The sequence below is a fragment of the Roseibium sp. QJM3NY_11 genome, assembly GCF_056173175.1.
Genome location: NZ_CM149660.1, coordinates 5,297,848 through 5,322,910, shown reverse-complemented (window position 1 = coordinate 5,322,910; position 25,063 = coordinate 5,297,848). Strand labels below are relative to the sequence as shown.

The following is a 25,063-nucleotide window of genomic DNA, read 5'->3' as shown; positions in this document are numbered from 1 at the left end:
TGGTGTCCCGGATTGCACGTTCGTTCGTCCCGAGCCGGTGTCCGGTCCGGGTTTCCTGTCCGATCTATTCGGCGGCGACCAGCGCGGGCTGCTCCCAGCGGCCTCTTTCGATATCGGCGATCTGCTTGTCGATCTGCGCAACGACGAAACGCGAGAACGGGCCGAGATGCACATAGAGCGCCAGCATCATCATCACCGGCTTGATCGCCCGGAAATTTGTGAAAGCGGTCACGAACAGGGTCTTCCAGAACGGCCCGCGATACGTGGTCTCCTTGAAGGTCATCGCCAGCATGAGCCGGCCGAACAGCTTGAGGTCGTGGAAGAAACCGGCTCCGAAAATCGAACCGTTGGCACCGCTCATGTCGAGCATGGATGCCACTTTCCTGACCCGGCCGAAATAGGCCTCAGGTCCGTAGACCCGATCGATGACCTGCTTGAAATCCTCCAGGATCTGCTCACGCGGCCGTTGCGTCGTGAAGTTGAGCCCCGCGGTGCACTGGTCGCCGTGTTCCGTATCCGGATCGTCACTGGCGAAGTCGGCGTGCAGGCGCCCTTCCTTGGCGAGACGGCGGGTGAGCTGCGTGTTGGGCAGGGCGTAAAGCAGCCCGGTCATGGCCACCGGGATGGCGGATTCCTCGATCAGGGCCGAGATTTCGTCGGCGACCTTGTCGCTCTCCCCGTCGAAGCCGACGATGAAGCCGGCCAGAACGAAGATCCCGGCGTCGTAGATCTGGTGCACGCTCTTGGCGATGTCGCGGCGGGTGTTCTGCTTCTTGCGCGTGGCGATGAGCACGTCCGGATCCGGGCTCTCGATGCCGATGAAGACCGAGAAAAATCCGGCCTGCTGCATCATCGTCAGAAGGGCCTTGTCGTCAGCCAGGTTGAGCGAGGCTTCCGTCGACATCTCGAACGGATGATTGCGCTTCTTCTGCCAGGCTGCCAGTTCCGGCAAGAACATCTTCACGGCTTTCTTGTTGCCGATCAGGTTGTCGTCGACGAAGTCGACATGGCCGCGATATCCGAGTTCATGGAGGCGGTCGAGTTCCGCCAGCATCTGGTCGTTGGTCTTGGTCCTGGGCACCCGGCCATACAGCTCGATGATGTCGCAGAATTCACAGGTGAACGGGCAGCCGCGCGAATATTGCACGCCGATCTGGACGTAATCCTCGAATTTCAGCAGGTCGAAGCGGGGCACCGGACTGGAGGTCACGTCGGCCTTGAATTTTTCGGCCGTGAACCGGCCGTTGCGGGCACCTTCGTTCCAGGCATCCACGAAGGTGTCGAGGATCCCTTCGGCTTCACCGAGAACCAGGAAATCCGCCGATTCATAGACTTCGGGGGAAGACGTGGGATCGGGACCGCCGACAACCGCCGGAATGTTTTTTTCCTGAGCTCTCCGGATCACGGCGAGGCTGTCTGCCTGCTGGGGCAGCATGCCGCCGGTCATCACCATGTCCGCCCAGTCCAGGTCGTCATTCGTGAGCGCGCCGGTGTTGCGGTCGATCAGCCGGACATTCCAGTCTTCCGGAAGCATGGCGGCAACCGTGATCAGCCCCAGCGGCGGAGCGGGATACTTTGCACCGACCATTTCGCAGGTGGCGCCGTAATTCCAGAAAGATCCGGCATTAAACCGCGGATACACCAACAAAACATTGCATTCCGACATAAACGGTCCCTCCAGACGGACACTTGCCCCCAACGGCGTCACCGTACCAAGTTTCCGCGCCGGCACAACCGCTTTGACAGACTGTCACGCGTTTCCGCTCAAGGGACCTGCCGTATGATGATGTCAGAGCTGGCTTGCGCCAGGCTTGCGGGCATGAAAGACGAGGCCGTGCACCTCCTTGCCGAGTTCATGGCGCAGCACCAGCGGTTTTTCGACCTCATAGACAAGCCCCGCGGTTTCCGCGCAGTTTTTCAGGTAGGCCGGTGTGTGGGCGTAGCGCCCTGTCGGGTCGACGCGGTAATCGGGGCCGGACGGATCGGACAGGTGCTCGACGCTGGCAACCAGCACCGCGCCCGGAGTGAGCGCGGCCCACAGCGCGTTCATGAAGGGCTGCAGATCGCCGAGATAACACAGCGTGTCGACACAGACGGCCAGGTCGAACCGGGTCGGCAGGTCGGAATTCAGGAAACCGACCAGTTCGCCTTCGACCAGAAAGTCGTAGACCTCCAGTGCCGAGGCCTTGCGCAGCATGCCCGGGGACAGGTCGATACCGGTGAGCCTCGTGCAGTGTTCGCGGATGAGCGGGCCGCACAAGCCTGTTCCGCATCCCAGATCGATAACGTCTCCAAAGGGGGACGACTGCGCGGAGGCGAGGCTGGCCACTTCCTCGGAGACCCGTTCCGGAGCCCGGTAGCCGAGATTCTTCAGGACCTCGTCGAAACTGTCGGAAAAACTGTCGAAATGCGATTTTACGTAGTCCTCGGGGGCGTGGTCCATGTCGTCGCCGCGAACGGCTGCCAACTGGTAGCGGGCGATGGTATTGCCGGGGTCCGCCGCGACCAGCGCTTCCAGATGCTGCAGGGCCCGGTCCCGGCGCCCGAGCGCGCACAGCACGCGCGCGTGCCAGATCGGATCGGTCCAGACTTCCGAGCCGAATTCCAGGCACCGCTCCAGCGCGTCCGCGGCCTCGTCCCTGTGACCCGCCAGCATCAGCGACAGGCCGAAATTGTGCCAGGCGTTGGGATTGTCCGGGTCCAGACGCACGATTTCCCTCAGGACCGGCAGCAGATCGTCATTGTTGGAGGCCCCTTCCATCATGACGTTGATGTTGCTCCAGGCTTCTTCGTGCCGGGGCTCGATCTCGACCGCGCGCACGTAGGCATCGAGCGCTTCATCAGGCCTGTCGCCGAGTTTCAGGATGTTGCCGAGATTGTTGCAGGCTGCCGCATTCCGCGCGTTGTGTTCCAGCGACTTGCGGATGAGATGCACGGCGTTGTCCGGCTTGCCGGCCTCGAAGTGCAGCAGACCGAGGAAATGCAGGCCGTCCGCGTTTTCCGGTTCGGCGGTCAGAACGTCCTTGTAGGCCGCAAGCGCGCCCTCGAGATTGCCGCTGCGATGGGCGGCAATGCCCTCCTGCAACCTTGCATCGATCTGCATGTCGCACCACTCCCGAAAATCATAATATAAAAAAAGGGCGGTCGAACCGCCCTTGTTGCCAGAAAGTTCCTTCAGGTGACCTTACAGGACTTTCAGGTCTTCAGCCACCATCCGGCCGCGGCGCCACTCCAGGTCGAAAACCACGAGCTGGCCTTCCGTCAGGGTGTCGATACCGGACCGGCGCAGGGCCGTGATGTCGACGATGATGTCCTCGCCGTCCTGGGGTTCGATAGTGCCGATACCTCGGCCCTGATCGAACCATTTTACGTTTCCATGCAGCATGGAGTCTTCTTTCCAATTTTTTTGCATCGAGGCAGGAGACCGGCACATTTAGCCGTCTTTTCCAACGCCTGGATGACAGTGTTTTTATAATAAAAAAGTAGTTATCAGGTCCTCTCGGAAATAAACCTCGTAGTGCGCAGTCGAAGTCGACCGCAGCATCCGCAAGTTCAGATCCTTCAAAGGTGGGCCCTGAATACCCGGCTCAATGGCCGGGGCTTTTTCACAGTATCTATTAGTATGGTAATGAATTTGTTAATTTCAAGACCCTGGTCACCGATCGAGCTGACCATGAATGACATATCTGAGGATATCGACCACTTGTTCGGAGGTTTGTGCGACTGCAAGTGCAGCTGCGTCAACTTCCTTGAGTGGATGGGTCAGCGACGGATCGTGAACGACGATCAGCGATTTGCCGAGCGCTGACGCATAGCCGGCATCGAACGCCGCGTTCCACTGCTTGTACTTGTCGCCGAAACGGACCACGACGATATCGGCCTTTTCGATCAGGGTGCGCGTGCGCACGGCGTTCACCTTCGCCCCCTTGTGATCGTACCAGAACTTGTTGTCCTCATTGCCCAGAATGACGGCGCCGCAATCGTCGCTGGCATCGTGATCCGTGACAGGTGCTGAAAAGGACACCGGCAGGTCCAGTGCCTTTGCGCCGGTCATGATCTTCTCGCGCCAGTCGGTGTGAATTTCGCCGGACAGATAAACGCGCCAGGTATCCATGTGATCCTCCCATCAGGTTTTTATATCCCGTTGTGAATGTCATACGGAATTGTCTTGAAGCTGGTGTCTCGCAGCGCGAACGTCAAGGACTTCGAGCGGGGCGGCCGCGAACGGTTGGTTTGCGCGCTGGGAAACCCGGGGCTCGTCCGGTCCGGCCTGGAACCGGCGCCGCGTGCCCTCACAGGGTTTTCAGCAGGTCCCGCAGCGCGACGCGATAGTCGGGGTAGCGGAACGCATACCCGAGCTCGTCCTTGAGGCGCCGGTTGGAGACCCGCTTGTTCTCGCCGTAGAACGAGCGTGCCATCGGTGACAGGTCCGCGGTCTCGAACGGGATTTCGGGTGGTGGCGCGACGCCAAGCAGCTTCGCGGCAAAAGCCACCACATCCTGGGGAGGCGCCGGTTCGTCATCGGTCACGTTGAAGATCCGGGTGGACGGCTGCGCCATCGCCGCCTCGAGCGCACCTGCAATGTCGGCCGCATGAATGCGGTTGAACACCTGGCCCGGCTTGATCAGGCGCCGGGCCGTGCCCTTCCTGAAATTCTCGAACGCATTGCGGCCCGGCCCGTAGATGCCCGACAGGCGGAAGATCTGGACGGGCAACTCATGGGCGCGCGCGAACTCCAGCCATGCCTGTTCCGCGGCCACCCGCTGCACGGAGCGTCTGGACACCGGTTTGCACAGGGTGTCTTCGTCGACCCATTGCCCGTCATGATTGCCATAGACCCCGACCGTGGAGAGGTAGCCGGTCCAGTCGGGGCGACCGGCGGCGATGTCGTCGCCATGGATCCGCAGGACAGGGTCGCCGGTCTCGCCGGGCGCAATGGACACCAGCACATGGGTGGCGCTCTTCAGCGCTCCGGCGATGCCGTCTCCCGGTTTGGTGCCGTCGAACAGGAACGGCTCGACGCCCGCCTTGTCGAGGTCAGCCGCCTTTTCAGGAGAGCGCGTGGTGCCGCCGATCCAGTCGAAGCGGTCGCGGACCTGGTCGATGAAGGCCCTTGAGGAAAACCCGGCGCCGAAAACGAACAGTTTCAAGGTTCAAAGCTCCAGATGCTTGCGGCGGATCTCGTAAAGCGCAACGCCGGTTGCGACCGCAAGGTTGAGGCTGTCCGCCTGGCCCGTCTGCGGAATGCGGATCAGCGTGCCGCAGGCGGCGGCCATGTCGTCTTCCAGGCCCTTCTGCTCATTGCCCATGACCAGCAGTACCGGCTCCTGATAATCGGGTTTGCGGTAGTCGACCGAGCCCTTCAGGTGTGTGGCCGCCACGGTGCCCGGCCAGGATCCGGCAAGCGCCTTGAACTGGTCTTTGGTCAGTTTCGCCAGCGGCACGTGGAACAGGGACCCCATGGTGGCGCGCACGGCTTCGACGGCGAACGGGTCGGTGCAGTCGCCGACCAGCATGACGCCTTTGCCACCGACCGCGTCGACCGTGCGGATGATCGTTCCGAGATTGCCCGGGTCGCGGACCCTGTCGAGGGCCACCCACACCGGGACACCCGACGGATCGATGTCCCTTGCCTCCAGGATCTGCTGTTCATAGACCCCGACGACCATCTGCGGGTTGTCCTTGCGGGTCATGGCCGACATGACGGCGGTCGAGGCTTCCAGGATGAGCGCGCCCCGCGCCTTGGCCGTGGCCGCGGCCTTCTGGGCCACCGGATTGTCACGGGCTTCCGGGCCGAGCGCGAGATAGCGCACGCCCCAGCCGGCCTCGAGCGCGTCGGTCGCCAGCTTCAGACCCTCGGCAACGAACAGACCGGACTGGCTGCGGTGCTTGCGCTGGGCGACGAGGCCCTTGATCTCCTTGACGATCGGATTGGAATGGCTGGTGATCTGCTTGACCGCGCCCTGGCGTTGCTCGCTCATCGGCCGCTCCACCGGGAGAACAGAGAACGTCGACAACGCGCGGCCATCGGTATCGTTGCTGCCCTCTTCGCGGATGACCAGTTCACCCGATTCCAGAAGACCTCCCTGAGTGGCGAGTGTTTCGGCCATCAGTTCGTGAATTGCGACGAAACTGGAGCGGATGGCGTAGGCGGTCAGGATCATGAACAGCGCATCGCCCGAGAGCAGCTTCTGCAGATCGGCCAGCATGCCGGGCAGACTGGTATAGAGATCCCATACCTCGCCCTTGGGACCGCGTCCGTATTTGGGCGGGTCCAGGATGATGCCGTCATAGGTGTTGCCGCGCCGGACCTCGCGGGCGACGAACTTGCCGGCGTCCTCGCAGATCCACCGGATCGGCAGATCTTCCAGGCCGGACAGGGCCTGGTTTTCCCGAGCAAAGCCGATGGCCTTTTTCGACGCGTCGACATGGGTGACCTGCGCGCCTTCCGCTGCCGGCAGCAGCGACGCCAGGCCGGTATAGCCAAACAGGTTCAGGATCTTCAAAGGCCTGTCGGGCGCGCGGGCGCGTTCAGCGCGGATCTTGCCGTTGACCCAGTCCCAGTGCGCTGCCTGTTCGGGAAAGACGCCGACGTGGCGGAACGACATGAAACGGCCGTTGTAGCGCACGGGGCCGTAGTTCATCGGCCAGGTCTCCGGCACATCGCCGGAGAATTTCCAGCGGCCGGGCCCTTCCTCTTCGGTGTCCCCGGAAAAGACCGCGTCGGCGCGTGTCCAGACACTTTCCTTCAGCCGGCGGCTGCCCATGGCCTGCGGTTCCGGCCGCACGATCGTGAACCGGCCGTAGCGTTCGAGCTTCTGCCCCGCGCCCATGTCGAGCAGCCGGTAGTCCTTCCAGCCCGCGGTTTCCAGAATCACCGGCAAGGTCTGCACCGGGGGCCGGCCCGAAGGAGCAAAGGAAGAGGCGCTGGTCTGATCCGCCACGTGTGTCTCTCGTCAATCTTGGTGTTGAGCCACATCACCTAGTCGGCAAGCGCGCCAAGGTCAACTTTTTGCGGTGCCGCCAAAGGAAAAGGGCGGGGAGCCGAAGCTTCCCCGCCCTTGGCCGGCAGTGAAATGAGATCAGGCGGCGGCAACCTCGGAGAGGAATTGCTCGACTTCCCGTTTCAGTTCCTGGGTCTTGTCGGTCAGCTCGCCGGACGCCGAAAGCACCATGTCCGCTGAGGACGAGGTCTGGTCGACGGCCTGGGAGAGCTGGCCCATGGAGGCGGACACGGCCCCGGTGCCTTCCGCCGCCCGCTGGACGTTCTGCGAGATTTCCGCGGTCGCGGCGCCCTGCTGCTCCACGGCGGAGGCAATGGCGGCCGTGTAGCTGTTGACCTCTGTCATGGTCTCGGTGATTTCGCCGATCGCGACAACGCTGTCCGCGGTGGCGTTCTGGATTTCGGTGATCTGGGAACCGATTTCCTCCGTCGCCCGGGACGTCTGGGTGGCCAGTTCCTTCACTTCCGCAGCGACGACCGCGAAGCCCTTTCCGGCATCTCCGGCCCGTGCGGCCTCGATGGTGGCGTTCAGGGCGAGCAGATTGGTCTGTTCCGCGATTGCCTGGATGAGCGTGACCACCTGGCCGATCTTGGTTGCAGCCTGCGCCAGACCCTCGACCTTCTGGTTGGTCTCCCGTGTGCCGGTGGTGGCCCGATCGACGATTTCCGTGGTCTGGGCGACCTGGCGCGAGATCTCGCCGATTGAAGCGGACAGCTCCTCCGCGGCGCTGGCGACAGTCTGGACATTGTGGGTGGTGTCGTCGGAGGACACCCGTGTTTCGCTTGCATAACCGGCGCTGTCGCGCGCAATTTCCGTCAGCGCCTGGGCGGTGCTGTCGAGGCCGCCCGCCGTTGCTTCGACGGAGCCCAGTGCCGCTTCCGCCGTGGACCGGAAGGACAGGATCATCGCGTCGATGCGTTCCTGGCGCTCCTGTCGTGCGGCTTCCTCCTGGGTGCTGTGCTCCTGCAGTTGCGCCCGCTCGATCGCGTTGTCGCGGAACACCTGCACTGTGCGGCTCATGGCGCCGATTTCATCCCCGCGGTGGATGCCCGGAATGTCGACTTCATTGTCACCATTGGCAAGGCGGTTCATCACGCCGGTAATGGTATGGATCGGACGGGTGATTGCAAGGTTGAGCACGAATGCCAGGCCGATGCCGCCCAGAATGGCGAGCAGGATGGTCACGATGATCTGCATTTCCGCACCGCTCGAGGCGGCTTTGGCCGCCCGGGACTGGGCGGCGGAAATCGCGGAGATATCCGCGGTGACCTTGTGCGTCAGGCTGTCGAGCTGATCGCGCTTGGCCATCAGCTCCGCCTTCGTGGTCAGCATTTCCTTGAAGGACCGGTCGAGTGAAGCGACGGAAATGGCAATCGCATTGATGGCATCGGCTGCGCTGGGCAGGGTCTTGGCGTATTGCACCATCTCCGTTTCCAGTCGCGCAAGGCCGGCGACATGCGTTTCCACCTTTGTCGCGTCGGAAGCCCCGAAGGAACCGAACAGGTAAAGCGTCTCCGCGCGCGCCGCCAGGGCCAGTTCATTGAGATTGGTTGCGTGCTGCGCAATCGACTGGATGGTCGCCAGCCGTGTCGAGGCGGTCATTGCGTCCGTCTTGGCTTTTGAAACAACCGGCTGAACCTGGGCCAGAATTTCCTGCGTAAGCGCATTCATGCCGTCGATGGCGGTACCGACCGCGTGGCGGGCTTCATAGGCTTCTGCGAAGCCGAGATCCTTGGTCAGGTTTTCAAGCGTCCCGTCCAGCTCCTTCGCCTTGGAGGCCAGTTGGCTGACGGTCTTGCGATCGATGCCCTCGATCTTCTTGTAGTTCAGTTGCTTGGTCACGCCGACCAGATCGGCGGAGGTTGCGATGGCGTTGGTGAGATCGTCACCTTCGATGTTTCCGCTGCCCTTCAGGTACAGCATGTGAACCTTGACCACTTCGTCCTTCAGCTCGAAAATGCTGCGCTGAAGATTGTTTGTGTCGTCGAGCTGGCTGTTCGCGGCGAAGGCCTCGGCACCGATCTTGGTCTCTTCCGTTTCGACCGCGTCGGAGATGCTCATGGACAGGGCTTCAAGATCGGCCGTGCTCGCCAGCAGGGTTGTCAGCCGCTCGGACTGCTGACTGCTGTGGTCGACAACCTCCGCAAAGGTTTCCGCGAATTGGGCGACCGCGTCACGGGCGTCCGAAACCTGTTGTACTGCGGCCGTGTCCCCGGCGGCATTGCCGGACAGGACAGCCAGTTCCGCTTCGAGTTTCGCAATCCCGTCTTCCACGGAGGTTCCCAGGGCGTCACCGGGATTGTTCAGATAATCCTCGCGCAACAGTGAAGTCGTCTGCACCTGGGCCGCGACCTTGGCAGCCTGGTCCGCGACCACAAATCGCGATGACAGATTGTGAATGGCGAGAAAACCCGCCCCGCCCACCAATGCCGTCAACAATAGAACAGCAAAGAAACCACCACCGACCTTGAACCCGAATTTCAGGTCGGTCAGAACATTCAAAATGCGCTTCATGTCATCCCCACACAGCTCGAAGAACCGTATTTTCGTTTTGTGACTATTGCCGATGGCCATGAAGAAGAAGTAAATCGGGAAAATTTAGATTGCTTTGGAAATGTGCAGATCAAGAAAGCTGACCGACACACGAAAGAAAATCGCAAATAAAGATATTATAATGCTGGTCTATCAATTCAGGGTTGCGCCGTCAGCTAGACGTGCTGGCCTCCATTGATGTGGATCTCGGCACCGCTGACATAAGAAGACTTGTCGGAGCATAGATAGTAGATCGTATCGGCAACCTCGGCAGGCAGTCCCAGGCGGCGCAAGGGGATGTCTTCTATCATCTTTTCCGTTCCGGGCGAGAGAATGGACGTGTCGATTTCGCCAGGCGCGATGGCATTGACCCGCACGCCGTGGGGGCCGAAATCTGCTGCCATCTCGCGGGTCAGCGAGGCCAGCGCCGCCTTGGACGTGGCATAGGCGGTGCCGGCGAACGGATGAACCCGCATGCCGGCGATCGAGGTCACGTTGACAACCGATCCCCGGGCGTTCTTCAGTTCCCTGAACAGGCCCCGGCCCAAAAGGATCGGGGCGAAGAAATTGACCTGGAACACTGTCCGCCATTCATGCATCGCGGTGGTCAGCGAATCGAGGCGCTCGCCCTCCGGGCCTTTCAGGCTGATGCCGGCATTGTTGACCAGGGCATTCAGTCGGGAGCCGTTCGGTTCCAGCCGCTTGCGGATCTCCTGGACTGCGAAGCCGAGATTTTCCGGATCGGACAGATCCACCTGGATATGGTCCTCGGGGCCCATCGGCCATGGGCACTTGTCGGAGAAGGCGTGACGCGAACAGGTGATCACCCGCCAGCCTTCCGCGGAGAACCGTTTGACGGTCGCGTGACCGATCCCGCGGCTGGCCCCGGTCAGCACGAGTGCGGGGCGTTCGTCTGCGTCAGACTTGTCTGTCATGTCGATCCCCAAATATGCGCCGATGGCCCGTAAAAAGTTGACTCTCTTGGTAGAGTTTCGATATTGCGCTGAAAAACAGCTATGACACTATGTCCGCTCATGAGGACTCACGCCGGATCCTGCAATGATCATATGCTCCTGTAACGTTCTGTCTGACAAGCAACTTCGCGAGGCGGCGAAGGAAATGCGCGCGGACCCGAACGGCAAGGTTCCGACCCCGGGAGCGGTTTTCCGGCATCTCGGGTGCCGTCCCCGGTGCGGCGGCTGTTTTTCGTCAGTCATTGACATCATCCATGAAAAAGTTTCTGAACAGACGCAGGATGCAGAATCGACGGCCGTACCGGACAAGCGGGCAGCCGAAGGGTAATTCAGGAGAGGGCCGATGAAGGGTGATCCGCGGGTAGTCGAGTACTTGAACAAGTCGCTGCGGCACGAACTGACAGTGGTCAATCAGTTCTGGGTCCATGCGCGCCTCCTGGCCGACTGGGGATTCGGCAAACTTGCCGAAAAGGAACTGGTCGAAGCCGACGAAGAGCGCCAGCACGCCCAGGAGCTGATGGACCGGATCATTTTCCTGGAGGGACTGCCGAACCTGCAGACCCTCGATCCGCTGCGCATCGGCCAGTCCCTGAAAGAGTGCCTGGAAGGCGACCTGGCGGCGGAATATGTGGCGCGTGCGCTCTACAAGGAAGCCCGCGAAGTCTGCCGCGAACTGGGTGATTTCGTTACCATGGCCCTGTTTGAAAGGCTGCTCGGCGATGAGGAAGGCCATATCGATTTCCTCGAAACGCAACTCGGGCTGATCGAGCGGATCGGCATCGACAATTACGCGCTGCTTCAGGCGAAATCGGCCGATCAGGCCGAGTAGGCTTCGCAACCGTTTTCAGATGACACGCCGTTCCGGCCAATTTCACCGGTCAGCCTTGCAAAAGGTCCCGGCTCAGGGCCGGGACGGCGCACTGCCCCGGCAGGTCTCCAACCGGTGAACCATGCCCCCGCCGGTTGTTTCGGCGTCTTCCTCATCATGAGTGACCAGCAGCACCGGCAGGCCCTTGCGCCGCGCCGCATCGAAGACCAGCGCCCGGATATCGGCCCTGCGGACCTTGTCCAGGCTTGAGAACGGCTCGTCGAGCAGCAGGGCCTTTGGTTCCGAGAGCAGATTGCGCATCAATGCAACGCGCGTCTGCTGCCCGCCGGAAAGGGTTGCCGGGTCACGGCTGCCGAACCCGGCAAGACCAACGTCCTCCAAGGCCTGTTCGGCGAGATCGCGCCGCGCGGATCGCTTCCGCACATCCGCCGGGATCGCGAACATCAGGTTCTGGAGCACGCTCATGTGCGGAAACAGCAGCGGGCTCTGGAACATCAGGCCGATGTGCCGGTCCTGCGCCGGCCGATCGGTCAGGTCCCGGCCATTCAGGAACACGCGACCGGCTGACTGGAAGTCCCGCCGCAGGAAACCGGCGATGAAATCCAGCAGGCTCGACTTGCCGCTGCCGCTCTCGCCCATGATGGTGAGGATGTCGCCTGGCGCGATCCGGCAGTCGATCTCCACGAGCGGTGCCCCGTTCAGGTGGAGACGCACCTTGTCGAGAACGAGACCGGACGCATCTGCTGGCGTGTTCATGGCGGTCATCCTCTTTCCAGCCGCATGGCGGCCCTGTTCCGGTGAACCAGCGCGGGCACCAGCGCAGCCAGCACGAAGCCGCCGAGCGGGATCAGGAGCTGCAACAGTGCATACAGGGCGGCGGCCTGCCTGCTGCCGCCGCTTGCGAGTGCAACGCTTTCGGTCGTGACCGTAACGATCCGCCCGGCACCGATCATCAGGGTCGGCAGGTATTGGCCCACGGAGACGGCGGCGGCGACCGCGAAGGTCACGAGAACGGGCCGCAGCAGCAGAGGCAGGCGGATCCGCCAGAAGATCCGCGCCCGCGAAGCGCCCAGGGAGGCGGCCGCCTTGCCATAGCGCGGGTCAAGCCGGGCCCAGGGATCACTCAGGGCGAGCACCGCGTAGGGCAGGACGAACACCAGATGGGCCAGCAGGACCGCCGCAAAGGTCCCGGTCAGTCCGGCATGGAGAAACAGCATCTGCAGGCCGAACAGAAATCCGATCTGTGGCAGAAGAAGCGGCAGGAAAACGAGAGCCTTCAGTCTGGCGCCGGTGGTCCGGCCGGCGGCATCACGTGCCTCCAGAAGCCAGAGCGTCACGGCCGTTGCAACGCCGGCGGCCGAGACGGCGAGGGCAAGGGTTGCCCACAGGGCCGGGACGCCCATGACGGCCATGTCCGCGAACCGCATCACATCCAGGTGTTGCGGAAGCGCCGCCGGAAACCACCACGAGCGCGCCAGGCTCCACAGGCCCAGAAGAACCAGCGAAAGACCCATCGCGAGAATGACGGCCAGCATGAGCAACAGCCCGGCGAGCCGGCCGGAGGTGTCGTGCGCATGCCGGTGCCCGCTGGAAAGCCGGCTGCGCAGGAGACGGACCGTGAGCCGCTCAAGTCCCAGATAGGCCAGCAGTGCGGCCGTCGTGACGGCCAGTTGCAGCAGGGCACCCGCGGAGGCCATCAGCCGGCGCGACAGGTCGGGATCGTTCATCCAGCCCACCAGCCGTGGCGCGAGCGGGGAGGGTGTCGCCGGACCGAGGATTTCGGCCACGTCGACCACCGAGGTCGCGTAGGCGATGACGGCGAGCATGGGCAACCGGATCAGCGGATAGATCTGCGGCAGGATCAGCTTGAAGAATGTGGCGATCCGGCCATAGCCGAGGCTCGCGCCGGCCCGGTAGGTGTCATGAATATGTGGCCTATTGAGTGCAGCCAGGGTCATCAGGAACAGGAACGGCACTTCCTTGGCCACGAGGCCGAGTGTCATGGCGACGCCGAACGGGTCGTTGAGGATCAGCACATCCGGCGGGCGCGTCCAGCCGGTGGCCCAGGGGGATGCGAGGCGCACCAGAAACCCCGACGGGGCGATCAGGAAAGCCAGACCGATTGCGGCGGCCGCATGGGGCACCGACAGCAGCGGCGACAGGAACCGGGCAAGCCGGCGGAAGGTGCGCGTGCCCGACCAGCCGGCGGTAAAGACCAGCACGATCGCCAGCGAGGCAAGCGAGGCGGCAAGGCCCGTGGAAAAGCTGAGCGCGGCGGATCTGGCCAGACCCGGCGTCTCGAACAGGCGCCGCATCGGCTCCAGCGACACCGTCTCGTGACCAAGGACCGGCAGATACCCGAAAGCGGGCAGCGCGGTTCCGGCCAGGCCGGCCAGAACCGGTCCCCCCAGCAACGCGATGACCAACAGGGTCGGAACGTCCACGATCCGTTTCTGCCGGATGGTCAAGGTCCCTGTCCGCCTAGTTGGCGCCGTAGCGGGCGATCCAGGCTTTTTCCAGGGCGCTGACCCAGCTTGGATGCGGCTCGGGCAGGACCGGACCGAGGTCTTCCGGTGTCAGCGTTGCGGGGCCGAGGTCCAGCGCCTCGAACAACGCTTTCTCGCGGCCGGGCAGGGCGGCGACATTCAGCACGGTCGGATCGCCCCAGAACTCAGGATCCTGCTTGCGCGACTGGGCCTCCGGCGACAGCAGGTAGTTGGCGAACACCCGGGCGCCGGCCGTGCTGGAGCTGTTGAAGGGGATTGCGACGAAGTGGGTATTGCCGATGGTGCCGCCGTCCAGAACGAAGCTGCGCACACTGGGCGGCAACTCCCCATTGGCGATCGCGCCGGACGCGTCCCCGGGATTGAAGGAAAAGGCGATGTCGAGGGCGCCGTCGGCCAGGAGCTGGCGCATGTGGGCCGCGTTCTTTGGAAAGGCATTGCCCTGCCGCCACATCAGGTCATGGAGTTCGTCCAGGTAGGCAAACACGGGCGCGCTCAGATCCGCGAACCGTGCCGTGTCGACCGGCCTCGACAAGGCGTCCCTGTCTTCGACTGTGTCGACGAGGATCTGTTTCAGGAAGGTCGTGCCATAGAAGTTCGGCGGCTGCGGGTAGGAGAACCGTCCGGGGTTGTCCCTGGCATGGGCCAGCAACGCCTCCAGACTGACCGGCGGGGTGTCGAGGCGCGCGCTGTCATACATGAACACCAGCTTGGCCATGCCCCAGGGACTTTCCTGGCCGTCCGTCGGCACGGTGAAGTCCACCTTTACGGTCGGTTTGTTCTCGATATCGACATGGCGCCAGTTGGGCAGGGTCTCCGCCCAGCCCGGCCCCGCGAGCAGGCCCTGTGATTTCATGGCAGCGAAGTTCTCGCCGTTGATCCAGACGAGATCCACGGCGCCGCCGGACGATTTTGTGACGGATTTCTCAGCCAGAACCTGGGAGACGACAGTCGCCGTGTCGCTGACCTTGACGTGGATGACGCGGACGCCGAAGTCGCGGACGACCTCGCGGGCTGCCCAGCCGATATAGGCATTGATACGCGGTTCGCCGCCCCAGGCATGAAAATAGACGGTCTGTCCCCTGGCCTCGCGAAGCACGTCCTGCCATTTCGAATCCCCGGCCGGCGCCGTCTCCTGCGCCGCAGCAGGCAACAGCAACGTCGCGAGCAGGCCGAGCGTGACAGCAAGAAGTCGGGTCATTGAAATGTCCTCAGGTTCCGGAGCGAAGGCGCACCCGTTCCCTCGCGCAGGCCGCATGGCACGGTCAAGACAAGGCTTTGTGAACTGCCTTCACACCTACACCGGCAGGATGTGAGTGTCCTTGATTTCTTCCATAACCGCGTAGGTATGGGTCCCGCGGACACCGGGAAGGGCCAGCACGACATCGGACAGAAACGCCCGGTAGGCTTCCATGTCCTGCACCCGGCTCTTGATCAGGTAGTCGAACCCGCCGGCCACCATGTGGCATTCCAGAATGTCGGGTGACCGTTCGACGGCGGTCTTGAAGGCGTCGAAGATCTCCGGAGACGTCCGCTCCAGCCGTATTTCGATAAAGACCAGCAGGCCGCGCCCGACCTTTCCGGGGTTGAGGCTCGCGGAGAAATGCTCGATGTAGCCGTCCCGGACCAGGCGCTTCATCCGCTCGGCGGTCGCGGTTGCCGACAGGCTGATCCGTTCGGACAGGTCGGTGTTGGTAATCCGGCCATCTTCCTGAAGAACCTTCAGAATGCGCCGGTCAAGTCCATCAAGCATAGTGAAAAAGCTTTCTGATATTCAATTTGAAAGAGGATTACGCTAAAAAATGTCTGAAATACAGCGATATCACACCATGAATATCGAATATTCTAGGGAAATCTGATGACCGGGCCCCAGGCCCATCGGGAGGCCCCCATGACCGCGACCACCGCTGCCAGAACGACGATTGAACAGACCGACCTCGAGCCGTTCCGCGCGGCCTATGCCCCCGGCGACAAACCGCTTGTGGACGCGCTGCTGAAGGAAGCCGCCGGCGATGTCGTGGTGGAAAAGCTGATCGACCAGCGGGCCCGCGGTTACATCGACGACATGCGCTCGGTTCAGGTGGGGCTGGGCGGTGTCGAGGACTTCATGCGCGAGTTCGGCCTGACCACACGTGAAGGCCTGGCGATGATGGTTCTGGCCGAAGCGCTGCTGCGCGTGCCCGATGCCCAGACGGCGGACAAGCTGATCGAGGACAAGCTGGCGGCGGCCCGGTTCGACGATCCGTCCGGACCCAAGTCGGACACATGGCTGGTGTCCGCCTCGTCCTGGGCGCTGGGCGTGACCTCCCGCCTGCTGCATCCCGGTGATACGCCGCAAAGCATCCTGTCGAGCCTGGTCAGGCGCATGGGCATGCCGACGGTCCGGGTTGCCACCCGCAAGGCGATGCAATTGCTCGGCCATCAGTTCGTGCTCGGCGAAACCATCCACAAGGCGCTGGAACGTGCGAAGACCCAGGAAACCAAAGGCTACCGGTATTCCTATGACATGCTTGGAGAAGGCGCCCGCACGGCAAGGGATGCCGAGCGCTATTTCCGGTCCTATGCCGATGCCATCGAGGCGATCGGCATGGCCGCTGGCGACAGGCCCTTGCCGGACCGGCCTGGTATCTCGGTCAAACTGTCCGCCCTGCATGCCCGCTACGAGGCGGTCAATGGCGAGCGGGTGCGCGACGAGCTGTTGCCGAAGCTGCGCGAACTCGTCCGGATGGCCAGGGACCGCAATCTCAATTTCACCATCGATGCCGAGGAAGCCGACCGGCTCGAGATTTCGCTGGACGTGATTGCAGCGCTGCTGTCGGATCCGGTGACCGAGGGCTGGGACGGCTTCGGGCTTGCGGTCCAGGCCTATCAGAAGCGCAGCATACACGTGATTGACTGGCTCGTCGGGGCCGCCCGCAAGACAGGACGCAAGCTGATGGTGCGTCTCGTCAAGGGCGCTTACTGGGACACGGAAATCAAGCATGCCCAGGAAAACGGCGCGCACGCCTATCCGGTGTTCACCCGCAAGGCGGCAACGGACCTGTCCTATCTGTGCTGCGCCAAGCGCATGCTGGCTGCGCGCGACGTGCTCTATCCGCAATTCGCCACCCACAACGCCCTGACCATTGCCCAGATCATCGAACTGTCCGGCGGCAAGGCGGAGGGCTACGAATTCCAGCGTCTCCACGGCATGGGAGAAAGTCTCTACAAGGCCGTTTGTGAGCGCGACGGATTTCCGTGCCGGATCTATGCGCCGGTTGGCGGCCACAAGGACCTTCTGGCCTATTTGGTCCGCCGCCTTCTTGAAAATGGCGCCAATTCCTCTTTCGTGACCATTGTCGGCGATGCCTCCGTCCCGGTCGAGGTCTTGCTCAAGCGGCCGCAGGAACTACTCGACAACGGCCACCACGCGACAAACCGGTCGATCCCGTTGCCGCGGGGCCTGTACGGGGCCAGCCGCAGCAATTCCGCGGGTGTCGAGTTCGGATGGGCCGCTGAACGCAATCTTCTGGTCAGCGGCATGGAAAAGACGGTGGCCCCGTTCACCGAGGCCGGACCGCTCGGCAAGGGCCTGAGCGCTTCCGGCGATGCCCATCCGGTGTTCGCCCCCATGGACGGCAGCACGAAAGCCGGCACCGTCCGCTTTGCCGACAAGGAGACTGCGCGCAAGGCGGTCGACAATGCGCGCAAGGGGTTCGAAACCTGGTCCCGCAGGCCCGTCGAGGAACGAGCCGCCGCGCTGGACAAGCTCGGCGATCTTCTGGAGGAGAACCGGGACAGGCTGATGACGATCCTGGTCATCGAGGCCGGCAAGTGCCTGACGGACGGGATCGCCGAAATTCGCGAAGCGGTCGACTTCTGCCGCTTTTACGCCAACGAGGCCCGCACGCAGTTCGGCGAAGGCCGGCTGATGCCGGGCCCGACCGGCGAGGAGAACCGCTACCGCCATCGGGGCCGCGGCGTGTTCGTGTGCATTTCGCCCTGGAACTTCCCGCTGGCGATTTTCCTCGGCCAGATCAGCGCGGCGCTGCTCGCGGGCAATGCGGTCGTTGCCAAGCCGGCCGAACAGACGCCCCTGATCGCCTTCGAGGCGGCGAAGCTGATGTATGCGGCAGGTGTTCCCGAGGACGCCTTCTACCTGGTCCCGGGAGAAGGCGACATCGGCGCGGCGCTGACCTCTCATCCGGCGGTCGCCGGTGTGGCCTTCACCGGCTCCACCGAAACCGCCTGGGCGATCAACGGCACGCTTGCGGCCAAACGCGGCCCGATCGTGCCGCTGATTGCCGAGACCGGCGGCATTAACGCCATGCTCGTCGACGCGACCGCATTGCCGGAGCAGGTCTGCGACAACGTCATGATGTCCGCCTTCCGCTCGGCCGGTCAGCGCTGCTCGGCCCTGCGCCTGCTCTACGTCCAGGAGGATGTCGCCGACACACTCCTGACGATGCTGGAAGGCGCCGCGATGGAACTGGCGCTCGGCGATCCGCGTCTGCCGGCAACCGACATCGGCCCGGTGATCGACGAGGAGGCACGCGACGGCATTCTCTCTCATGTCGACGACATGAGGGAAAGCCAGACGCTGCGCTATGCGGGCAGAACACCGCAAGGCAAACTCGCCAACGGCTCCTGGGTCGCGCCGCATATCGTCGAACTGGACAGCGCCGGGGCATTGACCCGTGAGGTGTTCGGTCCTGTCCTGCATGTGGTCCGTTACAAGGCGAAAGACCTCGACAAGGTGCTCGACGAGATCGATGCCACCGGCTACGGCCTGACCCTCGGCGTGCACAGCCGCATCGACGCGACGGTGAAGCGGGTGGTCGATCGGCTTTCCGTCGGCAATGTCTATGTCAACCGCAACACCATCGGCGCGGTGGTCGGCACCCAGCCCTTCGGCGGCTCGGGCCTCTCCGGCACCGGCCCCAAGGCGGGCGGCCCGGCCTATCTGACCCGGTTCGCACTGGAACAGGTGGTCTCGATCAACACCGCCGCCGCCGGCGGCAACGCGAGCCTGGTGGCCGCGTCGGACGATTGACGGGTGACGTTTGCGTGGATTTTGTAAAGCTTCGCCTTTGGGCTGACGTGATAGCCGTGCATTCGGCCTGATCCCCGTCCCCCTTGTGGGGAAGGGTCAGGGAAGGGGATAAACCGCGAAGCGGTAATCCGGAAGACCCGTTGGCACCCCCCCCACCCCTAACCCCTCCCCACAAGGGGGAGGGGGACTTTGCTGCGGCGTCCCGCATGGATGAAGTCCCCCTTTGTACAGCGCGAGCATTGAACAGCTGGCCTCTCCGTTCAGGAGGTCCTTCTGGCGCTGGAGATCTGACGGATCGTCGGAACCCTGTGGGACCGTCACAGTGCCATGTTGGAAACTGCGGAAGACCCTGGAACTCGGCCTGGTCCCCTTCCCCCTTGTGGGGAAGGGTCAGGGAAGGGGGTAAACCGCGAAGCGGTAATCCGGAAGACCCTTTGGAAACCCCCACCCCTAACCCCTCCCCACGAGGGGGAGGGGGACTTTGCTGCGGCGTCCCGCATGGATGAAGTTCTCTCTTTTACAGCGTGAGCATTGAACAGCTGGCCTCTCCGTTCCGGAACGTCCTTCTGGCGCTGGAGATCGGACGGACCGTCACAGTGCCATGTTGGAAACTGCGGAAGACCCTGGAACTCGGCCTGATCCCCGTCCCCCTTGTGGGGAAGGGTCAGGGATGGGGGTAAACCGCGAAGCGGTAATCCGGAAGACCCTTTGGAAACCCCCACCCCTAACCCCTCCCCACGAGGGGGAGGGGGACTTTGCTGCGGCGTCCCGCATGGATGAAGTCCCCCTTTGTACAGCGTGAGCATTGAACAGCTGGCCTCTCTGTTCCGGAACGTCCTTCTGGCGCTGGAGATCTGACGGACCGTCACAGTGCCATGCAGGAAGCTGCGGAAGACCCTGGAACTCGGCCTGGTTCCCTTCCCCCTTGTGGGGAAGGGTCAGGGATGGGGGTAAACCGCGAAGCGGTAATCCGGAAGACCCTTTGGAAAGCCCCACCCCTAACCCCTCCCCACAAGGGGGAGGGGGACTTTGCTGCGGCGTCCCGCAAGGATGAAGTCCCCCTTTGTACAGCGCGAGCATTGAACAGCTGGCCTCTCCGTTCCGGAACATCCTTCTGGCGCTGGAGATCTGACGGATCTTTGGAACCTTGTGGGACCGTCACAGTGCCCCGGTGTCACTTCCCCCGCGGCTTCACCCGCCGTGTCGCCTCGGCAACGGTCGGGTCGTCCGGCCAGGGGTGTCTGGGGTAGCGCCCCTTCATGTCCGCCTTCACGTCCGCCCAGGACCCGGCCCAGAAGCCCGGCAAGTCGCGGGTGATCTGGATTGGACGTTGCGCCGGAGAGAGCAGCTCCAGGATCAGCGGCAGCCTGCCGCCGCACAGGCTCGGATGGTCGCTCAGGCCGAACAGTTCCTGCACACGGATCGACAGCGTCGGCCCGGCGGCGGCGCCATAATCGATCGGCACCCGGCTGCCGGTCGGCGCCGTGAAATGAGACGGGGCCAGCGCATCCAGCCTGGCTGTGGCGTCGTAGGGAAGGAGCGCCGAAAGCGCAGTGCCGAGAACGGCGGCATCGATGGCGCCGAGACCGGTACAGCCCGCCAGATAAGGCTGCAGCCAGGTTTCAAGGCTTTTGCTCAAGGCGGCGTCCGACAGGTCCGACAGGTCTTCTGCGCCGTTTTCGCGTGCGTAGGCAACCCGTTTCTTCAGGCGTTTCTGGTCCTTGTTCCAGTCCAGCTGGGCAACGCCGCGGCGGCGGATTTCCGCAATCAGGGCGCGTTCGACGGCGTCCGGGTCCGCAGACTGGATTTGCCTCGATTTCAGCTCGACCGCCTTGTAGCGCCTGACGCGCCGCGCCTTCAGCGCGCCGTCGCCGCTCACGTGGACCTCGTCCTGTTCGATGATGTCGGCGGCAAACAGATCTTCAATGTCGTCCTTCGATATCGGCGCGCAGAGCTGGATGCGGCCGCTGGCCGCCTTGCCCTGAATGTCGGCAACCGTCAGGAACGGCTCGCGCGCCAGCCCGTGTTCCGGTTCCAGTTCGGCGCCACGGCCGTTGGCAAGGCGGAACCGGCCGGTCTGGCCGCGCTGTTGCGCGACCCTGTCCGGATAGGCCAGTGCCAGCAGCGTGCCCGCGCTTTCCATGTCGATGCCCGATCCCGAGCCGCCGGCCTGTTTCAGCCAGCGATCCGCGAGCAGCCGGCCGTCCTTCGCCCGCTGGCTGGTGTCGTGCCGGAGAGCCTGGAGACGCGCGCGCAAGTCCGGATCGCGGCCACCGAGGCCGGGCTCCGACAGGAGCAGCGCGATCAGCGCGGCCGTGCGGCCAAGCCCCAGCGCGCTTGCCTCGATCACCATATGGGCCAGGCGCGGATGCAGCGGCAATTCCGCGAGCGCCTTGCCGGCATCCGTCAGCCGGCCGGTGCTGTCGATCGCGTGCAGATCCTGGAGCAGCGTCCTGGCTTCCCGCCAGGCGGCCTGCGGCGGCGGATCGGCGAAGGCGAGATCCGCGGGATCGAACGTGCCCCAGGCGGCCAGGTCCAGAACGAGCCCGGTCAGGTCCGCCTCCAGGATTTCCGGTGCCTCGGCGCGGGGCAGGGCGGCGGTCTGGGCTTCGGTCCAGAGCCGGTAGCAGACGCCGGGTTCCGTCCGGCCCGCGCGGCCCCGGCGCTGATCCGCGGACGCGCGCGAGACACGCACGGTTTCCAGCCGGGTAAGGCCAGTCTGCGGCTCGAATTTCGGCACGCGGGCCAGACCGCTGTCGATGACGACCCGGACCCCCTCGATGGTCAGGGAGGTTTGTGCGATGGCGCTGGCAAGAACGATCTTGCGCTGTCCCGCAGCCGCCGGCCGGATGGCGGCGTCCTGCATTTTCGCGTCGAGCCCGCCGTAAAGCGGCGCGATCCGGCAATTGGCGGGAAGCTTGCCGTCCAGCAGACCGGCGGTGCGCCGGATTTCCCCTTGTCCGGGAAGGAACACCAGAACCGACCCGGTGTCTTCGTTTACCGCCTGAGAGATGGCCCGGACGACTTGCGCCTCGATCCGCTCGGTGGCGTTGCGGCCCAGATACCGGGTGTCGACGGGAAAGCTGCGGCCTCTGCTTTCAATCACGGGAGCATCGCCGAGCAGCCTGGAAATTCCGGCCGCGTCAAGGGTGGCGGACATCGGAACAAGGCGCAGGTCGTCGCGCAGGGCCGACTGGACGTCGAGCGCAAGCGCCAGTCCCAGGTCGCCGTCGAGCGAGCGCTCGTGGAATTCGTCGAACAGGACGGCGGCAACGCCGGTCAGTTCCGGGTCGTCGAGTATCAACCGGGTGAAGACACCCTCGGTGATCACCTCGATCCGGGTCCGCGCGCTGACCTTCGTGTCCATGCGCACCCGGTAGCCGACGGTCTCGCCGGGCTTTTCGCCGAGGTCGCCGGCCATGCGCCGGGCGGCGGCCCGGGCGGCCAGGCGTCGCGGTTCCAGAACAAGGATCTTGCCGTCGCCGCGCCAGGACGCGTTCAACAGCGCCAGCGGCACCCGGGTGGTCTTGCCGGCTCCGGGCTCGGCCACCAGCACCGCATTGGCCCTTGTGTCGAGCGTTTCCAGAAGCTCCGGCAGAACACCGTCTATCGGAAGCGGGGATCCAAAGGTCGGCACGGTGGTCATGGACGCTCCGTCAGGGTGTCTCCGCCGCGCCGCCAACCATCCACCGGCGTCCCTGCAGGTCGACGGCAAAGGCGCCCGGCGTGCGGGCAAAGGACGCAAGACCCTCCAGCGCGGGATCCGTGTGCAGGACAATGAAGGTCGGGATCCTGGCCATCAGGGCCTCATGGGGCGCCTTGGCCTCGAAGGCGGCCCGGAAACCGCCGTCGGTCAGGAAGCGCTTGATCCGCAGTGTCACGCCGCCGGTCAGGTAGACGCCGCCCTGGGCAAGCACGGTCAGCGCGAAATCGCCGGCCACACGGCCGAGGCAGCGGGCAAAGACCTCGAGCGTCTTGACCGCCACGGGATCATTGTCCTCGGCGGCCCGGGTCACGTCGGCCGCCGTCGTGAAAGTGCGCTCGGAATTGAGGTAGGCCGCCACGCCCCGGGCAAGATGCGGCATGCCGGTGCCGCTCAGAATCTGCTCGGCGCCAAGGCGGTCGCCATGCCGCTCCAGATGGGGCCAGATGCCGAAATCTTCGGGGCTGACGGGACCGAGTTCGACATGTCCGCCTTCTCCCGGCACCGGGATCCAGGTGCTGGCCGCATAAATCATTGCCGCCGCACCAAGACCCGTTCCGGGCCCAAGCACGAATTTGGAGCTGCCCGTGCGGCTGGTTCCCGGGCCGATCTGTTCCACGTCCCCGGCCCGATAGTCGGGCAGGGCCAGCGCCTGGGCCTCGAAATCGTTGAGAACGATCACTTCCTGAAGACCCAGCTCCGCGATCATCTTCAGGGGTTCGATCACCCACGCGGCGTTGGTCAGCGGAATCCGGTCGCCGGTTACCGGACCGGCAACCGCGATGATTGCGGTGCGCGGCTTCCGGGGCGCATCCGGCAGGACCACTTCGCGGATGGCCGACGAGATGTCCGGATGATCGGCGGTCGCGGTCTTGCCGCACATGCGTGTCTCGGCGCTGGCGTCGTCCACCAGCGCGAAACGCGCATTCGTGCCGCCGATATCGGCAACAAGAACCGGATACGCAAAGGACTTAAAACGATTTGAAAAACTCATGTGGTCAGGGAACCGACTTCGGGTGTCTCGGAGGAGGTCTTCAGGCCCTGCAGCCGGGCCGAGCGCAACAGGATGTCCGCCGTCGACGGATTGAGCGCCATGGGCATGTCGTAGACAACGGCGAGCCGCATCAGTGCCTTGACGTCGACATCGTGGGGCATGGTGGACAGCGGGTCGACGAAGAAGATCAGACCCTGGAGTTTGCCTTCCGCGATCATCGCGCCGATCTGCTGGTCGCCGCCGAGCGGGCCGCTTTTCAGGCGCTTGAGATTGAGCGTCGGGCAGGCGTCCAGGATCCGGCCGCCGGTGGTGCCTGTGCCCACAAGACTGAAATCCGACAGCTTGTCCAGGTGGCGTCTGGCGAACTCCACCATCAGATCTTTCTTGGCGTCATGCGCGACAAGCGCAAGCGTTGGAAGGGCAGGCATCGGCGGTCCTCTTCTGCACTGAAGCAACAGGCTGCGGAAAGTTGTTTAGCCTTTCAAAGCGCTTTAGGCAAAGGAAGATGCGCGGCTTCCGCGCAGAACATGTGCAGGACACCGGAGCGAAGCGGCACGAAAAAACGCCGCGCTCCGGGAGGAACGCGGCGCAAAAGAACGCGGAAGACGTAGCGTCAGTCGAACAGGTTGCAGCGGATCGGCTCGCGTGCGGAAGCCCGCTGGAAATAGGGGCCGGGTTCATGCATGTGCAGACCGGCGATCTCCATAACCAGCTTCATGCGGATGGCGTCGGCGAAGCCCTCCTGGGACCGCACCGGGATCGCGAAGGAACCGGGGCCGCCGATCACGCAATCCTCGTAGTAATGGTCGAGGTTGAGCATGGCCTGCCAGGTGTTCTTGTTCGACTTCATCATCAGCGGAAGCCCGTTGATCGTGACACCCGCGGCCACCATCCGGTCGCGCATGTCCGTGACCGAACCGCCCTGGTTGTTCGGGCCGTCACCGGAAATGTCGATCACCTGACGCAGACCCATGAACTGGTTGGTCTGCACAAGCTGCACGGATTTTTCCAGCGCCGAGGCAATTGAAGTGCGCTGCACCTGGCGCAGCGGGGCTTCTGCGATCTTGGAGGCGAAATGGGCGGCCGAGCCTTCGTCCCTGATCACGGTCCAGTCGGCGACGATGAAATGCTCGTCAACGCCGCCCCATTCCATGTAGGTCACGGCGACGCGGCCGATCGGGCCGACCTCGATGGCATCCAGGAACTCTCTGGAGGTCAGGGCCGCCACATAGCCGGCGCGCTGGACTTCCTGTTCCTCGGTGTCCATGGACTGGGAAATGTCGACAGCCAGCACCAATTCCACGTCCACTTCGCTGGCCGGGTCGTAGGTGTACTGTTTCGCCGCCTGCAACATCGGACGATAGTCCCGGGCAGCGGCGGGTGCGGTGAAGAGAACGGCCGCACAGACGATGGGTAGTATTGTCGTACTTGTCAGGTTGCACAGTTTTACTATGTCGAGACGCATTCTTTTTCTCCTTAACGACAGCCTGG

General features: G+C 63.6%; 19 protein-coding genes and 1 pseudogene. 3 read left to right on the top strand and 17 right to left on the bottom strand.

Going from position 1 to position 25,063, the window contains the following annotated elements; all coding sequences use genetic code 11:
• Positions 1-64 precede the first annotated feature (64 nt).
• The 9 genes and pseudogenes from AC0VX3_RS24385 to AC0VX3_RS24345 all read right to left on the bottom strand — a co-directional run bounded on the left by AC0VX3_RS24385 (position 65) and on the right by AC0VX3_RS24345 (position 10,471).
• On the bottom strand, positions 65-1,666 hold the full coding sequence (locus AC0VX3_RS24385) for a B12-binding domain-containing radical SAM protein (protein WP_475522678.1): 1,602 nt from the start codon (positions 1,664-1,666) through the stop codon (positions 65-67).
• Between the two features lie 123 nt (positions 1,667-1,789).
• On the bottom strand, positions 1,790-3,103 hold the full coding sequence (locus AC0VX3_RS24380) for a methyltransferase (RefSeq protein ID WP_475522677.1): 1,314 nt from the start codon (positions 3,101-3,103) through the stop codon (positions 1,790-1,792).
• An 81-nt stretch (positions 3,104-3,184) separates the two neighbouring features.
• Positions 3,185-3,385 (bottom strand): cold-shock protein, encoded by a 201-nt coding sequence (locus AC0VX3_RS24375; RefSeq protein WP_342891310.1) that lies wholly within the window; start codon positions 3,383-3,385, stop codon positions 3,185-3,187.
• 270 nt (positions 3,386-3,655) lie between these two features.
• Positions 3,656-4,114 (bottom strand): YtoQ family protein, encoded by a 459-nt coding sequence (locus AC0VX3_RS24370; RefSeq protein WP_342891309.1) that lies wholly within the window; start codon positions 4,112-4,114, stop codon positions 3,656-3,658.
• A 178-nt stretch (positions 4,115-4,292) separates the two neighbouring features.
• On the bottom strand, positions 4,293-5,150 hold the full coding sequence (locus tag AC0VX3_RS24365; protein WP_475522676.1) for an SDR family oxidoreductase: 858 nt from the start codon (positions 5,148-5,150) through the stop codon (positions 4,293-4,295).
• A gap of 3 nt (positions 5,151-5,153) precedes the next feature.
• The gene (locus tag AC0VX3_RS24360; RefSeq protein WP_475522675.1) at positions 5,154-5,981 is read right to left on the bottom strand and encodes a TrmH family RNA methyltransferase; all 828 of its coding nucleotides are present in this window, start codon (positions 5,979-5,981) and stop codon (positions 5,154-5,156) included.
• Positions 5,978-6,944, bottom strand: a pseudogene (locus tag AC0VX3_RS24355) (class I SAM-dependent methyltransferase). Before AC0VX3_RS24355 ends, AC0VX3_RS24360 begins: the two are co-directional and overlap by 4 nt.
• Positions 6,945-7,082: 138 nt before the next feature.
• The gene (locus tag AC0VX3_RS24350) at positions 7,083-9,518 is read right to left on the bottom strand and encodes a methyl-accepting chemotaxis protein (RefSeq protein ID WP_475522674.1); all 2,436 of its coding nucleotides are present in this window, start codon (positions 9,516-9,518) and stop codon (positions 7,083-7,085) included.
• Between the two features lie 194 nt (positions 9,519-9,712).
• Positions 9,713-10,471, bottom strand: coding sequence for an SDR family NAD(P)-dependent oxidoreductase (locus AC0VX3_RS24345; RefSeq protein ID WP_342891304.1), 759 nt, complete (start codon positions 10,469-10,471; stop codon positions 9,713-9,715).
• Positions 10,472-10,595: 124 nt separating this feature from the next.
• Between AC0VX3_RS24345 and AC0VX3_RS24340 the strand changes: the two genes are divergently transcribed.
• Positions 10,596-10,838, top strand: coding sequence for a (2Fe-2S)-binding protein (locus AC0VX3_RS24340; RefSeq protein ID WP_342891303.1), 243 nt, complete (start codon positions 10,596-10,598; stop codon positions 10,836-10,838).
• A gap of 15 nt (positions 10,839-10,853) precedes the next feature.
• Positions 10,854-11,339 carry a bacterioferritin gene (bfr, locus tag AC0VX3_RS24335; protein WP_348145771.1) on the top strand — a complete coding sequence of 162 codons (486 nt, stop codon included), beginning with the start codon at positions 10,854-10,856 and terminating at the stop codon, positions 11,337-11,339.
• A 72-nt stretch (positions 11,340-11,411) separates the two neighbouring features.
• On the opposite strand, the gene AC0VX3_RS24330 is transcribed toward bfr, so the two are convergent.
• The 4 genes from AC0VX3_RS24330 to AC0VX3_RS24315 all read right to left on the bottom strand — a co-directional run bounded on the left by AC0VX3_RS24330 (position 11,412) and on the right by AC0VX3_RS24315 (position 15,596).
• Entirely contained in the window at positions 11,412-12,095 is a 684-nt protein-coding gene (locus AC0VX3_RS24330) for an ATP-binding cassette domain-containing protein (RefSeq protein WP_475522673.1), read from the bottom strand.
• Between the two features lie 5 nt (positions 12,096-12,100).
• The gene (locus AC0VX3_RS24325) at positions 12,101-13,807 is read right to left on the bottom strand and encodes an ABC transporter permease (protein WP_475522672.1); all 1,707 of its coding nucleotides are present in this window, start codon (positions 13,805-13,807) and stop codon (positions 12,101-12,103) included.
• Positions 13,808-13,820: 13 nt separating this feature from the next.
• Positions 13,821-15,044 carry an ABC transporter substrate-binding protein gene (locus AC0VX3_RS24320; RefSeq protein ID WP_475522671.1) on the bottom strand — a complete coding sequence of 408 codons (1,224 nt, stop codon included), beginning with the start codon at positions 15,042-15,044 and terminating at the stop codon, positions 13,821-13,823.
• A gap of 96 nt (positions 15,045-15,140) precedes the next feature.
• Entirely contained in the window at positions 15,141-15,596 is a 456-nt protein-coding gene (locus AC0VX3_RS24315; RefSeq protein ID WP_342891298.1) for an Lrp/AsnC ligand binding domain-containing protein, read from the bottom strand.
• A 138-nt stretch (positions 15,597-15,734) separates the two neighbouring features.
• Here AC0VX3_RS24315 and putA point away from each other — a divergent pair, with 138 nt between their 5' ends.
• Positions 15,735-18,875: a bifunctional proline dehydrogenase/L-glutamate gamma-semialdehyde dehydrogenase PutA gene (putA, locus tag AC0VX3_RS24310; RefSeq protein ID WP_475522670.1), complete on the top strand. Its 3,141-nt coding sequence runs from the start codon at positions 15,735-15,737 to the stop codon at positions 18,873-18,875.
• A gap of 1,174 nt (positions 18,876-20,049) precedes the next feature.
• Here the strand turns inward: putA and hrpB are convergent.
• The 4 genes from hrpB to AC0VX3_RS24290 form a co-directional block, all read right to left on the bottom strand.
• On the bottom strand, positions 20,050-22,521 hold the full coding sequence (gene hrpB / locus AC0VX3_RS24305) for an ATP-dependent helicase HrpB (RefSeq protein ID WP_475522669.1): 2,472 nt from the start codon (positions 22,519-22,521) through the stop codon (positions 20,050-20,052).
• Positions 22,522-22,531: 10 nt separating this feature from the next.
• Positions 22,532-23,572: an ROK family protein gene (locus AC0VX3_RS24300; RefSeq protein ID WP_475522668.1), complete on the bottom strand. Its 1,041-nt coding sequence runs from the start codon at positions 23,570-23,572 to the stop codon at positions 22,532-22,534.
• A complete protein-coding gene (locus tag AC0VX3_RS24295) occupies positions 23,569-24,000 on the bottom strand; it encodes a methylglyoxal synthase (protein WP_475522667.1) in 432 nt (143 codons plus the stop codon). The genes AC0VX3_RS24300 and AC0VX3_RS24295 overlap by 4 nt, the downstream gene beginning before the upstream one ends.
• A gap of 185 nt (positions 24,001-24,185) precedes the next feature.
• The gene (locus AC0VX3_RS24290) at positions 24,186-25,037 is read right to left on the bottom strand and encodes a DUF1194 domain-containing protein (RefSeq protein ID WP_475522666.1); all 852 of its coding nucleotides are present in this window, start codon (positions 25,035-25,037) and stop codon (positions 24,186-24,188) included.
• Between the last annotated feature and the right edge of the window lie 26 nt (positions 25,038-25,063).